The sequence below is a fragment of the Vibrio sp. S/42/10 genome, from assembly GCF_029890535.1.
Taxonomy (GTDB): Bacteria; Pseudomonadota; Gammaproteobacteria; order Enterobacterales; family Vibrionaceae; genus Vibrio; species Vibrio cyclitrophicus.
Map to the genome: position 1 here is coordinate 1 of NZ_JAKMZC010000009.1, position 15255 is coordinate 15255.

A 15255-nucleotide genomic window follows, 5' to 3' on the forward strand; every position below is an offset into this window, starting at 1 on the left:
GAATACATCGAGTACTACAATACCAAACGTATAAAAGTGAAACTAAAAGGCCTGACTCCGATAGAATATCGAACTCAGGCCTTGAAAGCCGCTTAACAGAAATGTCCAACTTTACGGGGTCACTTCATGAAAGCGGCTTTTTCGTTCGTATTATTCTATTTCTAGTTTGTAACCTATCCCGTAAATGGATTTAATGTAGTCACATTTTTCATTTATCGAGACCATTTTTTTACGTAAGTTTTTAATATGGCTATCGATAGTGCGATCACTGACCACTCTTCTATCGTCGTAGATTTTATCAATCAATTGATCGCGACTATAAATGCGGCCAACATTTTGATAAAGAAGGTGCAAAAGCCGAAACTCAGCTGGCGTTAAACTTAGCTTAATACCACATAGGACGGCGGTCATACTCAATTCATCAATATCAATGGCGTTCGTTGCTGACGTGGCTTGGGGCTTGTTGGAACGGCGCAAAATATTTTTCACCCTCACGACTACTTCTCTCGGGCTGTACGGCTTACATATATAATCATCTGCACCCAATTCAAGCCCAACGAGTCGATCGATCTCTTCGACCTTGGCTGTCGCCATAACCACAGGGATGTCACTGAACGTTCTCAGCTCTCGATAAATATCCAACCCGTCTCGATTGGGTAGCATTAGGTCGAGAATAATGAGTTTAGGCGATGCTTGTTTTACCCAGTCAATGACAAGATTACCATCGATAATATGATGACTTTCAAGGCCAGAGTGCTCTAAGTACTCACACAGTACACTTGCTAATGCAGGCTCATCTTCGACGACTAAGATCACGATTTTATTTCCTTTGGTAACGCTATGATGATTCGTAGTCCACCCAATTCTGAGTGGTCGGCAGTAATGTGTCCTTGGTGCGCTTCAACGATATTTTTACAGATAGATAAGCCAAGCCCAGAACCGCCACTTGAGCGACTGCGCGATTTATCAACGCGGTAAAGCCTCTCAAACAAACGCGGAAGTGATGCATCAGGTACACCTGGATCACTGTCTTCAACGTTGATAATAATACTATCACTAATGTCGGTAACATCTATCGATACATGCCCATTATCGCTAGTGTATCGTGCGCTATTTTCCAACAGATTCACAAACAGTTGTGTCAGTAATCTCTCATCACACGAGGTAAACAGTGGGGCTGAATGGTCATAGTGCTTTGTTAATGTGATTCTTTTCTGTTCTAAACGGATCGAGTTTTGAACGATCACAGAATCAATCAGTTTATGTATATCAACGTTGTTTTTAACATTGAGGTTAAATCCGATGTCATACAGGGAGAGTTGATGAAGATCCTCAACGAGTTGACCCAGTGTGATGATTTGTTGATGTAACGAGTCGATATATTTTGGCTCAGGAGATCGGATACCGTCTTGTAGCGCTTCTAGTTCACTTCTTAGCACGGTGATAGGCGTTCTAAGTTCATGTGAAATATCCGATAACCACTGTTCTCTAAGTGTTTTTTGTTTTCTTAGTGTTTCGACTACACCGTTGAATATTCCGATGAGATCGGACAATTCATCATTGCCGCTTTTTTCAATGTAGAAATCGAGATCGCCATTTTCGATAGATTTGGCACCTTTCGACAAAGCACGCAATGGTTTCAAAAATCGCCTAACAAGAAATAAAGCGATAAGGAATGAAAGCAACACGGTAATCGAAGCGATAGTGCTTACATGCGTCGTTTGTTGTTTGAAAAAGCTTTCTGCCAAAGGCCCTGATATTTCATCCATCTGGACGATGGAGATATACCCAATCACTTGATCATCCCGTGTTATTTCGACTAGTGCTTGATGCTGACCATCTTCAAGGTGATGTAGGTTTTCAGGAGGTCCAATTATAGCTCGCCCGTTTTGATCTAAAATGTTGAGTCGTTGCCAAATAGGTTGAAGATCTGGCGCTTCCGGCTCTCTTAATGGTGGTGGCGATGGGTGTCTGTCACGAGCATGTGGTCGTGAGGGGCCACCAATGCTACTGGCGATTAAATGTGGTTCACGTTCTAGCCGCCTCCACTTTTCGGAAGGTGAGTAATATTGCTTTAAGTTATTGGCGAGTTCTTGAGCTAGGGCAATCTCATTATTATTTGTGAAATCTTGGAGCCCTCTTTGAAAACTGGAGTTAATAAAATAGGTCAGTACAAAGAGCATGGTCACGCATACCATTAGTATTGAAACAAACAGTTTAGTGAAAATTGATATGCGCACGTTCTCTCCAGAAGTTAAAGTGAATTAGGACAGTAAAATGAATTAAGACAAAAGTGAGTTAAACCAATATTAGTCACCAATCGTGTGGGAAATGTGGACATTGATTTCTTTATTCATCTTAGGCCATGTATAAGCATCTTTTTGTTAGAAACGAATAGCGAGCTGACAGGGTGCTATACCCCATCAGCTCGCATTGAATTATCACTATTTTTGGATAACCCTCTAACAATTATTGACGTCTTGGTGGTGGCGGCGGAACTTCCTCTTCCGATAGACCACCGCTTCCATCTGCGTCTAGTTTGTCAAAGTCATCGGCGAGTGGACCTCTGAGCTCTTCTAATTGTAACTCGCCATCACCGTTTGCATCCATTTCTTCAAAACTTGGCATTTCTCTTGGACCTTCACGGCTTTCAGCACACGCTTGAAGCGCGAATGTCGATGTCAGTAAAAGTAATGCTGTCGTGATTTTTTTCATAATTTAATTCCTATTCGTAACCAAATATAAGTGTATTTCTTTGACGTAAATAGGTTAGCGATCAAATTAGCAGAGAAAATGGATAAATCTAGGAGATGAAAGTTAGCGTTTAACTTTAATAGGGCATCAGTTCATCAGCCCATCAAGTCAGGTTGTTTAAACCTCCATTGTTTCTACATAGTTTCCACATTTTCTATTTTTATCCTAGTCCATTATTGAACTCATGAATTTAATGCCTTTAGCAATAAAGGCAGAAAGCTATCGTTGGTATTGAAATGGATTATTTTTTAGGAGCCGTAGAATGAAGGCAATGGTAAAAAAATCAGTCGTTGTCTCTTCTACGTTGTTGGTTGCTTCTTATAGTAACGCTGCTCTTTATAGGGTGGTTTTGGAGAAATCACCAGTAGAAACGGAATCGGTGTATGGGGTTGCAGTTGAACCAGAGCTTGGTACAACGGATTGCTTTAGTACCAGTTGTGGTGACACCGATTATGCATTCGCAGGGGAAGCTCAAAATGCAGAACCAGGTTTTTCCTTTAAAGAGGAGGTCCCTTTTGGTATCGATAACACGTTCTACTATTTGGATTATGACGATATCTATAGCTACTGCACAAGTGAACTTGGCTACGCGACTTGTGAAGCTTGGAGTTCTTTGTTGTGGTATGGCGATGAGGATGCAGGCATTGGAGGCTTGAGAAATGAGCGTGATGCATATTACGAGCTGAGCTATCAGACGAATTCCACGGCTTTCTATGACTCTTATTCGTTAAGTGATATCCCTGATGTTGGCAGTAATCCACCTGATGTGAGCAGTTATAGTTATTCCTTTGTTGATGGAACAGAGGAGAAGGTGATCACTAAAGTTGACGAGAATGGTTTTGTTCTTGGTAACACCAGCAGTGGTTATTACAGCTATAACAACCAATATATTCAGTTGTATAGGCTGCGTGGTTACTACGATACAGGCACTGAATTTACGGTTCTCCAACCTGAAGCCGATACCAGCATTACGATCAGCGATGCTGACGGCGAAGCGAATATAATCTCCCAAATGGGAAGAACGATGGCTTTTGATTCTTTCAGTTATGGAGGAGAAAGCTATGTGGTCGGAAGTGCGTCCGTTGCGACTTTTTATTACAGTGATGAGTATAAAGATTATGATTCTCCGTACACATCCGACAGTGATGCAGAGGATCTAGATAATTGTATCGATGAAGATATTGAGCCTGCTTTATATCCAGAGTGTCAGAACTTTGCTTTTGCTAATCGAGCTTTTGTCTGGAATATAACCGATGCGAATGGCCCCAATGATGATGGAAACCGTTTCTCAGTATCTGATTGGGAAACCAGTTCGACCTATTACTCTTACAACGATGATGAAGCTTCAGCACAGGCGAGTGTGAGGGCTGCAACGATTTCATCTAGAGGGACATATAGCTCTTATCCTGTTTTAGTTGGTTACAATACAGAGCTAGATGATTCTGATAACTTTCTTATGCAGGCTGCTGTGTTTAGGCCAAGCAGTACGTCAAATTTCAGCGTTTCGGAAAATGCTTGGACGACGACATTTATCGCTAATGCGACGGTAGAAGTGAGTGATTCATACATCCACAGTAATTCTGTCGCAACAGATATTAATGAAAACATGATGGTTATTGGTTATGCAAAACGAGATGGTGATTATCCGTCGGATCGTGTGTCTGACAATCGTATGTTTGTCGCTGATGCGAATGACACAACGCCAACAGCTACATTCTTCGCAAGTTTAGGTGAAGACATTTTCTTTGATAGTGCAGAAGGAAAAGCAAGTGAGATCAATAATTACAATGAAATTGTTGGCTATGTTGACGCAGAAACTCACTCTGAAGTAGACGGCCATGAAAGGAGGCATCGCGGCTTCATTTTCCCTTACAACGACATTGGTACCGATGCTGATAGACGTGCAAGATATAATGATCAAGCTTGGTGGTTAGACGACCTAACTAACGGTGGTGACTACAGTGATGCCAACAACCACTTTAGAATATTGGACGCAACCGACATTAATGATGCGGGTGTTATCTCAGGGACGGCAATACAATGTTTTGCGAGTGAAAGTAGCTCCTCTTCTATGGCTTATGATTCAACCGCGCACTTTGCATATTGTAATGATGGAGTAGGTGACGAGAGGGTGGTGGCTGTGAAACTTATCCCGATATCTGGAGCAACAAGTGAAGACATTGCTGAAAGAAGTGATGATAGCGCTGAAGATGTTGAACGTAGTGGTGCCGGTACCGGGTTATTGGTGCTTATCAGTTTGATGTCCGTGCTTTCTATGCGTTCAAGAGTATCTCGTCTGTAACTTTTTAAATTGATGAAGTTCAAAAGTCGCCTTCTTTTTCCGATAACATCGAAGGCGGCACTAAGTCGATGTTATCCCTTTCGCTTAAAAATCCACATGTAACAATTCAATAACATTTCTTGCTCGCCTGTAAATCAAACCACCCTCTTTCAATCCCTTGATAGCACTCATTTTCTTGTTGTGAGGTTTTGTGTGTAACAAATATTTTACAACTTGACGAGTTTTCAGCGTTACTGCCCATTTCCTTCCATCCATTCCAATCTTTCCGCTTGTGGGCCAAATTTAATCAAGGACAAAAATCACTTAACACAAAACCAGTAGGTACAAGGAGAAAATTCATGGTGGAGTCATACAACCCGCTTGGCACAGATGGATTCGAGTTTGTTGAATACACGGCCGTTGACCACAAGGGAATAGAGCAACTTAAAGCGCTGTTTGTGTCACTTGGTTTTGCTGAGATCGCCAAGCACCGTTCAAAAGAGGCTTGGCTGTATCGACAAGGTGACATCAACTTTATCGTCAATGAACAGCCTCACAGCCAAGCGGAAGCGTTCGCTAAAGTTCACGGCCCATCGGTGTGTGGCATGGCGTTTCGTGTCAACGAAGCAACAGCTGCAATGGAGCAAGCGTTTAAGGGTGGCGGTGAAGAGTACAGGACAGAAATAGGGCCGATGGAGCTTAGCATTCCTGCCATTTACGGCATCGGTGAAAGCCTGCTCTATTTTGTGGATCGCTACGGCAAGCAGAGCATCTACGACGTTGATTTCCGATTCTATGATGACGCGCAAGAGCGCATGGCGAAAGCCGACGTAGGCCTTTATGAGATCGATCACCTCACGCACAACGTGAAACAAGGCAATATGGATCTGTGGTCTGGTTTTTATGAGCGTATCGGTAACTTTCGTGAGATTCGCTACTTCGACATTGAAGGTAAGCTGACAGGCCTTGTGAGCCGTGCCATGACCTCACCATGTGGCAAGATCCGTATTCCAATCAATGAGTCTTCAGATGACAAATCACAAATTGAAGAGTTCATTCGTGAATACAACGGCGAAGGTATCCAACACATCGCGCTTGCTACGGATGACATCTACAAAACGGTGAAAACCCTGCGTGATCGCGGCATGGACTTTATGCCAACCCCAGATACCTACTATGAGAAAGTTGACGATCGTGTAAAAGGCCACCGGGAAGATACCGATCTGTTGCGTGACCTACGCGTTCTGATTGATGGTGCGCCGACCAAAGATGGCATCTTGCTGCAAATTTTCACACAGACGGTAATCGGGCCTGTGTTCTTTGAAATCATTCAGCGTAAAGGTAATGAAGGCTTTGGCGAAGGTAACTTCAAAGCGCTGTTTGAATCGATTGAAGAGGACCAGATTCGTCGAGGAGTATTAGACGATGCATAAATGGATCTCGTTTCCTCATCGGGAGGGTGTGTGCTCTAAACAAGCGCACGCCGATTTTCCCGAAGAGGCAATTTATGAGCGAGAGGCGGGCCGAAGTGGGTTCTTCGGCCCAGCGGCTCACTTTCATCACCAACATGCCCCAACAGGTTGGTCGGAGTGGGAGGGTGATCTGCGCCCTCGCGCTTTTGATTTCACGCTAGTGGAAAAAGCCAGCCAGATAACGCCTTGGGCTGTGCCTCATCTTTTGCACAATGCGGACTGCAAAATTCGTGTGTGGCGCATGGACGAGAAGATGGATTTCTTGGTGCGTAATTCCGACGGTGATGAGCTGCTGTTCATTCATCAAGGCAGCGCCGATCTCTATTGTGACTATGGTCATCTAGAGGTGAGTGAAGGGGATTACGTGATGATCCCGCGCTCGACCAACTGGCGTTTAGAGCCAAGCGAGCCGATGTTTATCTTGATGATTGAGAACACAGACGCGGCTTACTCCTTGCCAGAGAAAGGCATGGTCGGTAATCACGCGGTGTTTGATCCTGCTGTGCTCGACATCCCTTCTATCAATGATCAATTCCGCGTTCAGTACTCAGAAAATCAAACTCAGGTTCAGGTAAAACGCCACGACAAAGTCAGCGTTATTACTTATCCGTTCAATCCATTGGATGCAATTGGTTGGCATGGCGACCTAGCTGTGGTGAAAGTAAATTGGCGCGATATCAGACCGCTGATGTCACATCGCTACCACTTGCCACCCTCTGCGCATACAACGTTTGTTGGCGCAGGCTTTGTGGTGTGCACCTTTGTGCCACGCCCGATTGAGAGCGATCCTGGGGCGTTAAAAGTGCCGTTCTACCACAACAACGATGATTACGACGAAGTGCTGTTCTATCACGCAGGTGACTTCTTCAGTCGCGATAACATTGAGGCGGGCATGGTGACCTTCCATCCGGCTGGGTTTACGCATGGGCCTCACCCTAAAGCCTTTAAGGCAGGGCAAGCGCACAAGAAGAAGTTTACCGATGAAGTGGCGGTGATGATCGATACTCGCCACGCGCTGCAGTTCTCTGATGAACTCGATAGCGTTGAGAACAAAGAATATGTCTACAGTTGGCAAGAGAAGTAAGGGGCAACAAGGATGAAATTAGCAACCAAGAAAAATGGTACTCGCGATGGTCTGTTGATGGTCGTGAGTAGAGATCTTAAACAGTGTGTGCCAGCGACGGAGATTTTTCACGCGATGCATTTGGCGCCAACCATGCAGGTAGCTTTGGATAACTGGGACAGTGTTGCGCCTCAGTTAGAAGAATTATACACCTCGCTTAATACTGGGCATGTGATAGGCAGTGAAGTCTTTGCGCCTCAATATTGTGAATCGCCTCTGCCACGCGCTTATCAATGGGCAGATGGCAGCGCGTATGTAAACCACGTTGAGCTGGTGCGTAAGGCGCGTGGTGCTGAAATGCCAGAAAGCTTCTGGGTTGACCCGCTCATGTATCAAGGCGGGTCAGATGCGTTTATTGGTCCTCGTGACAATATTGAATTTGCTAGTGATGATTGGGGTATCGATTTTGAGGGCGAAGTCGCCGTTGTCACCGGAGATGTGCCAATGGGTGCTAGCGCTAAGCAAGCGCACGATTCTATTCGTCTGCTGATGCTGGTGAACGATGTGTCGCTGCGCGGTTTGATCCCGGCAGAGCTCGCGAAGGGCTTTGGTTTCTTCCAGTCTAAACCCTCTTCAGCGTTTTCTCCGGTTGCCGTTACACCTGACGAGCTAGGTGAACAGTGGAAAGGCAGCAAGGTGCATCTGCCACTGACTTCAACCTACAACGACACATCTTTTGGTTGTCCAAATGCAGGTGTGGACATGACCTTCAATTTCGCTGAGCTGATCGTCCATGCTGCGAAAACTCGTCCACTGTCGGCAGGCACAATCATAGGCTCGGGCACGGTTTCTAATAAGCAAGGGACTGACCACGGCACCTCAATTGCCGAAGGCGGTGTGGGTTATTCATGTATTGCCGAAGTGCGAATGATTGAGACGATTCGTGATGGTAAACCGTCGACTCAATTCATGTCGTTTGGCGATTCGATCAAGCTTGAGATGTTTGATGCAGCGGGTGACTCCATTTTTGGTGCGATTGACCAAAAAGTGAGCCAGTATCGAGCGTTATAATCCACGTAATAGGGTTTCAGTATGAGCGAGAGCATCGTGAACAAGAACATTTTACTTTACGGTTACTGGCGCTCGTCCGCAGCCTATCGAGTGCGTATTGGATTGAACCTAAAGCAACTCAACTATGAGTCTAAATCGGTGCATTTGGTGCGTAATGGTGGCGAGCAGCATGACCCACAATATCGCGCTCTCAATGCCAGTGAATTAGTGCCGGTGCTGGTGGATGGTGACGTTCAACTCAATCAGTCACTAGTTATTTTGCAATATCTCGACGAGCACTATTTATGTGTGAGTAGCCCGGAAGTCTCGCTGATTCCTGATCAAACACCACTGCGCTATCAAGCACTGGCGATGGCTCAGGATATTGCGATGGAAATTCATCCTCTTAATAACCTGCGCGTGTTGCAGTATTTGGAGCGAGAATTGTCATGCGGGCAAGAGGCTAAAATGGATTGGCTTCACTATTGGATGAGCCAAGGGTTTTCAGCGTTAGAAGAGAAGCTGGCCAAACACCGAAAAACACACGGTGATTCGGTGTATAGCCTCACTGATTCGCCTTGCATCGTCGATATTTGCTTAGTGCCGCAGGTGTATAACGCGTTGCGCTTTGATGTTGATATGTCGCCGTATCCGCTGATTAACTCAATTGTCGAAGCGTGTAATCAGTTACCCGCTTTTATTGAGGCGATGCCAGAGAACCAAGCGGATGCGAATGTACCGATGTGAACGAATGGCAACAATTTACGGCTAATTTCGACTGCAATACGATACACCACAAATATCTAAGATGTGTCTGACGTAGTGCTAACAATTTTCATTTCATTTGTAATACAATTAAACATCTTTAAATCAACGAATAAAATGGCTATGAAATCAGTTCTATGTTTTGGCGATTCCAACACTTGGGGATGTTCCCCAGACTTACCGCGTAGATATAACCGTGCAGAGCGCTGGACGATGTTACTTCAATCAAAACTCCCTAATTATGTCGTGATTGAAGAGGGTTTAAACAGCAGAACAACCGTTTTAGATGACCCTTATGAAGCAGGAAAAAAAGGGCTAGATTACCTTTTACCGTGCATAGAAAGCCATCACCCCGATCTTGTTATACTGATGCTTGGAACCAATGACCTCAAATCTCGTTTCAATTTGACTGCCAGTGATATATCTAAAGGGGCTGCAAGACTCGTTCAACTGATACAAAACTATCAACACGGTTTTATGACTAAGCCTGCTGAAGTCTTGCTAGTGTCACCTACTCATGTCCTTGAAGTGAATCCATTAAAAGAGGGTTTTACGAACGCTGAAGCTAAATCAAAGCAGCTAGGACACTATTTTAAACTTCGCTCCCAAGAACTGGGTTGTCATTTCTTTGATGCTGCAACCGAAATCCAACCTTGCCCAAAAGAAGGTATACATTGGCAAGCATCCCAGCATGAAAAGTTTGCTGAGATACTAGCAAAGCGAATCCCCACCATCTTGGAAACCGCTGTTTAGTTATAGCTGCAGGCTTTTCCGAGGTTAGAAAGCCTTATGTTGGTATTTCTAGTCATCCTTTTGCTTTGATATTTTTCGTCCTGGCAAACTATGGTGAGGGTTAGATTGAACGCCGCGGGACAAAAGCTTGTTAAGAAGCCAATAGAATTAAGGTGATGCAAATAATCTCTGCTGCTACAAAGTATTCGAATCACCTAAAAGTAACGATCAACTTTACTCATCCGCTACGCCTTCCACTACCTGTACTTAAATAAGATTCTTGGTATTAAGACGGAACAACCAATTTGTCTACAATGTAGCAATCTATATTGGTAGTGGCAGCAAGGCGTATGAGTTTTGCGTCACGATATTCAATGTCATTATCCCATGCTAATGCAGCTTCTCTACTTGGGAACTGAATGATTATTTTCATTTGTAAACATTGCCCCGACAGTGTCTGACCTTCACTTGTTGCGACCAAAATCTCACCACCATGCTTTGCAACCGTGTTAGCAGTGACATGATTTAACCCAGGGTTGTATTGCGCATAAAGTTCTTCATCCGCAATATCATAATTAACTACATAATAAGCCGTCATTATTATCTCCAATCAACCCGCTATTTGAGTGACAAAGTTCATGTACTGGTTCATATCACCTACCACGGCTTTCTCCATTAATGCCCCAGTCACTTTCGAGTAAGGTTGATTAAAGTGGATATCCCAAACATCCGATTCTTTTCTCCAGTGTTCATACACGGCTAACGTGTCGTCATTGCCATTAATGGTAAACAAATCAAACAACAAATTACCTGTCTCGGTGCGAGTGTGTTGAATATGCTCCTCGAACTGGGCGATTAGCGCTTCACGATGTTCCATTTTTAGTTTGAAAATGAAGAAAATATTAAATTTCTCATCCTCTTTATCTGCTTGCTTCAAGGCCACAGGCGCAGGGGTTGTTTCACTAAGGTTCAAAACCATCGCAGGCTCAACCAAAGCAGTTTCTGTCAGTTTGATGAGTTTTTGAGTGTGTGCCTGCTGTAAGTGTGAATCCAAAGCCTCCTGATTAACCCAACGGTCGTAGGCAAAAAATAGATTCGAATCTTGGTTATCAACATAGATTCGCATCTCCACATTGCCAGCTTCTTGGCTACTCGCCAGTTGGTGCTCCAATAGCTGTTGTTGAAATTCGTCTTCGTATTCTGGCTTTACTGTGAACTTTACAATTTGGTTAATCATTACTCTACACCTTGCTAGATTTTTAATTTTAACTTCAATGACTTATGGGAACTAAACCGTTACGATAACTTTACCTACGGTTCGGCCAGTTTCGACAGCAGTGTGCGCCAGAGCTAAATCTTTAAACTCGAAAATTTGAGATACGTGTGGTTTGATCGAGTTGTTGGCGAGCATTTCAGAAATTTTTGAAGCGTCTTCACCGTTAGATTGAACAAGAAGCGGAGTAATCTTTAAATTTGATTCAAACGCAGTTTTTTGCATGTTATCTGAAGGCTCTCGAATAGTAATTGAAACGAGTTGACCACCAGAACGCAGCACTTGTAGCGACTTTTCAGCGTTTTCTGGACTCACCGTGTCGAACGCTAAATCAATATCATGAAGTACTTTTTCAAAGTCTTGCTCACGGTAATCGATGTGCTCATCTGCACCAAGTGACATCACAAAATCCTTATTTCGAACCGAACTTGTCGAATAAACATAAGCGCCCATCTGTTTGGCTATTTGAACGGCAAAGTGGCCCACGCCGCCAGATCCCGCATGAATTAGAACTTTATCACCTTGGTTTACCCGACCGTTTAATGCCTGATAGGCTGTCATGGCAGCAAGTGTGGTTGCTGCTGCATCGATAAAATTAACGCCCTCAGGTATTAATGCGATATGTGATTCTGGAGAGGCAACATACTCCGCATACGCTTTACCATTTCCTGGAAAATTCACCATACCAAAGACGTTATCACCCACTTTGAAATTGGTGACGTTTGCACCAGCTTCAATCACTGTGCCTGCTATGTCCCACCCCAAAATGATAGGACGCTCTTCGCCATACAAATCAAGTAACGCTTCTTCTGCATACTTCACTTTGGTATCCGCAGGATTAATGCTGATGGCTCGAGTTTCTACTAGTACTTCATTGGCTCTAATTGTTGGCTTTTCTACGTCGTGCAACTGTAGGTTTTCAATGCCGCCTGCTTGATGAGTAATAATTGCTTTCATTGGTTTGTCTCCGTTGGTGAATTCGTAAATGATTATATATATGCCATTATTTGGTATCATCTAGCAGATTAAGGAAATACTATCCTTAAATTCGGGATTAATAGAGAGGCGGATGAAGTGAACTTTGATCTAAAAACCTTAGCGTTATTCTTACGAGTTGTAGAAATAGGAAAAATTGGACGTGCTGGCGAAGACTTTGGGCTTTCAACGACTAATGCCAGCCAAAGAGTGCAACAATTAGAAGCGGAGCTGGGCGTAAAACTGTTCCATCGCTCAACAAGAACCATCACATTGACTCATGATGGTGAAATGTTTCTACCTCATGCCAGACGCATTGTTGACGATGTTGAAGAGGTGGCAAATGTCTTCAAAGGTAGCGAAAGCAATGTTCAAGGGCGATTAAAAGTGGCTGTATCAGCTTCATATGGTCGACATTACATTGTTCCCTTTATCCCTGAGTTACTCGAGCTGTATCCTAATCTTGAATTGGAAATTGACTTTAACGATAAAACCGAGGATTTAATTGAGCATGGCTACGACTTAGCCTTCCGTATTGGTAACTTGTCTTCAAGTAACCTGTTAGCGAGGCGACTGGCTGACAATCCAATTATGCTAGTTGCTTCACCAGACTATATTGAAAAATATGGTGCGCCTGAAAGCCCAGAAGATTTACTCAAGCATCGATGTTTGCCCTTGGGTCATGCTGTCGATTGGGCGTTTATGAGTGCTGACGGGAAAGTACACAAGGTATCTGTAGCAAATCCGATCTCCTTAAACTTAGGGGATGCGGTCAGTGATCTTGTTGAGTCTGGTATGGGGATTGGTATGGCTTCTTACTGGCATGCAGGGCCTTCGTTAAAATCTGGTCGAGTGATTCAAATCCTTCCGGATTATAAGCTTGTGAACGACACAAAAATTTGGGCGGTACGGCCACCTGGCAGAGTTTTACCCGTTAGAGTTAAAGTATTCTTAGACTTTATTGAGAAAAAAATCGTAGATACCAATAAAGTGAGATACGGGGATTTACTGATGTAGTTTGGCTCTTACCTAGAGCACACTAAGACTATTTCTGAGACTCATTAGAATGTAAATGAGCCGGTCAGAATTCGCCCAGAACTAGATATAAGCGAGGCACCTAAATTCCTAATACTGGTTAGCGCTTAGTCGTTAAACCAAGCAACAAGATGATCGATTAAAGCTCTGATTCTTGCGGTTAAATGTCGGTTCTCGGGATATACGGCGTATAACCCCATTGGCTCTACTTCCATCTCTTCGAAAAGCAACGTTAGCTCACCTGATTTGACATGGTTTTCGACGGCGTAATACGGCCCAATTCCGATACCTAAACCACCACGCGACATATTGGTAATTGCCCTTGGTGAGTCTGCATTGAAAGTCCCAGACACTGGGCAAGAGACGATTTGGCCATTGAGGTTAAAATGCCAGTTTTTCGAATCAGTAGAGCTACGAAAAAGCAGGCAGTTATGATCGACAAGTTCTTCAGGATGAGTAGGTAAGCCATTGAGACTTAGATAGTCTGGGGAAGCAAAAAATACCACTCGCATATCTTTCAGCTTTCGTGCCATTAAATTAGAATCTTGCAGCTTACCAAATCTTATTGCAATATCGACGCCCTCTTCCACGACCGCAATATGGTTGTCTGACAGGCGAAGATCGACTTTTACTTCGGGATGCTGCTTTTGGTAGCTTAGCAGCGGTTCTATCAACTCTTTACTTCCAAAGCCTGTGGATGCTGTTAACCGGATAGTCCCTGAAAGTTCTTTTTGACGGTCTTGTACCAAGTCTTCGAGCTCATCAAACTGCTCTAGTATCGGTTGACAACGCTTATAGTAAGCTCGTCCCGTTTCGGTTAATGTCACGCTGCGTGTAGTTCGATAAAAAAGTTGAGCATCCAATCTCGCTTCAAGTTGACGAACATACTTACTTGCTAGCTTCGTACTCAGATCTGATTGCTTTGCTCCTTGAGTAAAGGATTTTTGACGTGCCACATTAACAAAAACCCGCATCGCTTCAATAGTGTCCATAAACTCCCTTTCTCTGCTGACCTCAGAATTATAATTATCTACAAAATGTACATTATTATTGTATATATGGGTAGATTATAACCTATTAAACACCTTATATACTCCTAGCATACACAATCAAACCAGTCCGTTTAGGAGGCTAGAATGTCACATGGTATTCGAATCTACAGTTTTCCATTATCAGGCCATGCACACCGTGTGGAACTTTTTGTAAGCATTGCCAATATTAAACACGAAATTGTTTATGTTGATCTTCCATCAGGAGAGCACAAAAAAGAACCGTTCCTAACATTAAACCCTTTGGGACAGGTACCGGTCATTGAAGACAATGACATTGTCATCAGCGATTCAAATGCCATCCTCGTTTACTTGGCGCGCCGATATGCTCCAGACTTTCTTCCTTCGGATCCTATGCTAGAAGCTGAAGTGCAAAAGTTCTTAACACTAGCCGCTGGTGAAATAGCTTTTGGTCCAGCTGCTGCCCGTCTAATTACTGTTTTTGACGCGCCATTCGATGCTCAGTTTTGTCAAATTGTTGCTGAAAAGGCACTTACCAAACTCGATACTTTATTGGCTAACAAAGACTTCTTGGTTGGTGGTCGACCAACCATTGCGGATATTGCCGTCTACTCATATGTGGCTCATGCACCCGAAGGTAACGTGTCGCTAGACAAGTACCCGAATGTACTCCGTCTGCTAAGCAACATTGAGAATCTTGATGGCTTCAAAGCGATGCCTCGCACAGCTGTAGGGCTCTATGCCTAACACGGCTATTTCGCGTGAGAAGCGTTACGAGGCACGCTCATAAATAGACGATTACACGATCTGAAAAGTGACATCTCTCCCTTTTATAAGGGAGAGCT

Annotated in this window: 16 protein-coding genes; 9 read left to right on the forward strand and 7 right to left on the reverse strand. The window is 43.9% G+C overall.

The annotated features are described in order from the left end of the window. On the forward strand, positions 1-96 hold a 96-nt coding region (locus L8S15_RS11440), incomplete at its 5' end, for an IS3 family transposase (protein WP_137409013.1). Positions 97-150: 54 nt separating this feature from the next. Here L8S15_RS11440 and L8S15_RS11445 read toward each other — a convergent pair. The 3 genes from L8S15_RS11445 to L8S15_RS11455 all read right to left on the reverse strand — a co-directional run bounded on the left by L8S15_RS11445 (position 151) and on the right by L8S15_RS11455 (position 2715). After that, the gene (locus tag L8S15_RS11445; RefSeq protein WP_010432275.1) at positions 151-816 is read right to left on the reverse strand and encodes a response regulator; all 666 of its coding nucleotides are present in this window, start codon (positions 814-816) and stop codon (positions 151-153) included. Further along, positions 813-2183, reverse strand: a complete 1371-nt coding sequence (locus tag L8S15_RS11450; RefSeq protein ID WP_016767944.1) for an ATP-binding protein — start codon at positions 2181-2183, stop codon at positions 813-815. Before L8S15_RS11450 ends, L8S15_RS11445 begins: the two co-directional genes overlap by 4 nt. Before the next feature lie 286 nt (positions 2184-2469). Then, positions 2470-2715, reverse strand: coding sequence for a hypothetical protein (locus tag L8S15_RS11455; RefSeq protein WP_010432281.1), 246 nt, complete (start codon positions 2713-2715; stop codon positions 2470-2472). Between the two features lie 301 nt (positions 2716-3016). Between L8S15_RS11455 and L8S15_RS11460 the strand changes: the two genes are divergently transcribed. The 6 genes from L8S15_RS11460 to L8S15_RS11485 all read left to right on the forward strand — a co-directional run bounded on the left by L8S15_RS11460 (position 3017) and on the right by L8S15_RS11485 (position 10138). Next, positions 3017-5056: a DUF3466 family protein gene (locus tag L8S15_RS11460; RefSeq protein ID WP_280573119.1), complete on the forward strand. Its 2040-nt coding sequence runs from the start codon at positions 3017-3019 to the stop codon at positions 5054-5056. A 338-nt stretch (positions 5057-5394) separates the two neighbouring features. Next, positions 5395-6468, forward strand: coding sequence for a 4-hydroxyphenylpyruvate dioxygenase (gene hppD / locus L8S15_RS11465; protein ID WP_010432289.1), 1074 nt, complete (start codon positions 5395-5397; stop codon positions 6466-6468). Beyond that, positions 6461-7591 (forward strand): homogentisate 1,2-dioxygenase, encoded by a 1131-nt coding sequence (locus L8S15_RS11470; RefSeq protein ID WP_010432292.1) that lies wholly within the window; start codon positions 6461-6463, stop codon positions 7589-7591. The genes hppD and L8S15_RS11470 overlap by 8 nt, the downstream gene beginning before the upstream one ends. Before the next feature lie 12 nt (positions 7592-7603). Then, positions 7604-8641 carry a fumarylacetoacetate hydrolase family protein gene (locus tag L8S15_RS11475; protein WP_016787473.1) on the forward strand — a complete coding sequence of 346 codons (1038 nt, stop codon included), beginning with the start codon at positions 7604-7606 and terminating at the stop codon, positions 8639-8641. Positions 8642-8662: 21 nt separating this feature from the next. Next, positions 8663-9367 carry a maleylacetoacetate isomerase gene (gene maiA, locus L8S15_RS11480; protein WP_280573124.1) on the forward strand — a complete coding sequence of 235 codons (705 nt, stop codon included), beginning with the start codon at positions 8663-8665 and terminating at the stop codon, positions 9365-9367. 84 nt (positions 9368-9451) lie between these two features. Then, the gene (locus tag L8S15_RS11485; protein WP_102282489.1) at positions 9452-10138 is read left to right on the forward strand and encodes an SGNH/GDSL hydrolase family protein; all 687 of its coding nucleotides are present in this window, start codon (positions 9452-9454) and stop codon (positions 10136-10138) included. A 265-nt stretch (positions 10139-10403) separates the two neighbouring features. On the opposite strand, the gene L8S15_RS11490 is transcribed toward L8S15_RS11485, so the two are convergent. The 3 genes from L8S15_RS11490 to L8S15_RS11500 are packed head-to-tail and all read right to left on the reverse strand — an operon-like array spanning position 10404 to position 12347. Continuing rightward, positions 10404-10715, reverse strand: coding sequence for a DUF1330 domain-containing protein (locus L8S15_RS11490; protein WP_016794880.1), 312 nt, complete (start codon positions 10713-10715; stop codon positions 10404-10406). A 12-nt stretch (positions 10716-10727) separates the two neighbouring features. Further along, the gene (locus tag L8S15_RS11495; RefSeq protein WP_260811195.1) at positions 10728-11354 is read right to left on the reverse strand and encodes an antibiotic biosynthesis monooxygenase; all 627 of its coding nucleotides are present in this window, start codon (positions 11352-11354) and stop codon (positions 10728-10730) included. 51 nt (positions 11355-11405) lie between these two features. Next, positions 11406-12347, reverse strand: coding sequence for an NADP-dependent oxidoreductase (locus L8S15_RS11500; RefSeq protein ID WP_010432305.1), 942 nt, complete (start codon positions 12345-12347; stop codon positions 11406-11408). Positions 12348-12464: 117 nt separating this feature from the next. Here L8S15_RS11500 and L8S15_RS11505 point away from each other — a divergent pair, with 117 nt between their 5' ends. Beyond that, the gene (locus L8S15_RS11505; protein WP_016767953.1) at positions 12465-13382 is read left to right on the forward strand and encodes a LysR family transcriptional regulator; all 918 of its coding nucleotides are present in this window, start codon (positions 12465-12467) and stop codon (positions 13380-13382) included. A 125-nt stretch (positions 13383-13507) separates the two neighbouring features. Here the strand turns inward: L8S15_RS11505 and L8S15_RS11510 are convergent, their stop codons facing one another. Continuing rightward, a complete protein-coding gene (locus L8S15_RS11510; protein ID WP_010432310.1) occupies positions 13508-14392 on the reverse strand; it encodes a LysR family transcriptional regulator in 885 nt (294 codons plus the stop codon). 144 nt (positions 14393-14536) lie between these two features. Here L8S15_RS11510 and L8S15_RS11515 point away from each other — a divergent pair, with 144 nt between their 5' ends. Then, positions 14537-15157 carry a glutathione S-transferase gene (locus L8S15_RS11515; protein WP_010432311.1) on the forward strand — a complete coding sequence of 207 codons (621 nt, stop codon included), beginning with the start codon at positions 14537-14539 and terminating at the stop codon, positions 15155-15157. The last annotated feature ends 98 nt before the right edge of the window (positions 15158-15255 follow it).

Coding starts and splice junctions, on each gene's coding strand:
- L8S15_RS11515 (WP_010432311.1), top strand. CDS start 14,537: ATGTCACATGGTATTCGAATCTACAGTTTTCCATTATCAGGCCATGCA.
- L8S15_RS11510 (WP_010432310.1), bottom strand. CDS start 14,392: ATGGACACTATTGAAGCGATGCGGGTTTTTGTTAATGTGGCACGTCAA.
- L8S15_RS11500 (WP_010432305.1), bottom strand. CDS start 12,347: ATGAAAGCAATTATTACTCATCAAGCAGGCGGCATTGAAAACCTACAG.
- L8S15_RS11470 (WP_010432292.1), top strand. CDS start 6,461: ATGCATAAATGGATCTCGTTTCCTCATCGGGAGGGTGTGTGCTCTAAA.
- L8S15_RS11495 (WP_260811195.1), bottom strand. CDS start 11,354: ATGATTAACCAAATTGTAAAGTTCACAGTAAAGCCAGAATACGAAGAC.
- L8S15_RS11450 (WP_016767944.1), bottom strand. CDS start 2,183: ATGCTCTTTGTACTGACCTATTTTATTAACTCCAGTTTTCAAAGAGGG.
- L8S15_RS11490 (WP_016794880.1), bottom strand. CDS start 10,715: ATGACGGCTTATTATGTAGTTAATTATGATATTGCGGATGAAGAACTT.
- L8S15_RS11455 (WP_010432281.1), bottom strand. CDS start 2,715: ATGAAAAAAATCACGACAGCATTACTTTTACTGACATCGACATTCGCG.
- maiA (WP_280573124.1), top strand. CDS start 8,663: ATGAGCGAGAGCATCGTGAACAAGAACATTTTACTTTACGGTTACTGG.
- hppD (WP_010432289.1), top strand. CDS start 5,395: ATGGTGGAGTCATACAACCCGCTTGGCACAGATGGATTCGAGTTTGTT.
- L8S15_RS11475 (WP_016787473.1), top strand. CDS start 7,604: ATGAAATTAGCAACCAAGAAAAATGGTACTCGCGATGGTCTGTTGATG.
- L8S15_RS11460 (WP_280573119.1), top strand. CDS start 3,017: ATGAAGGCAATGGTAAAAAAATCAGTCGTTGTCTCTTCTACGTTGTTG.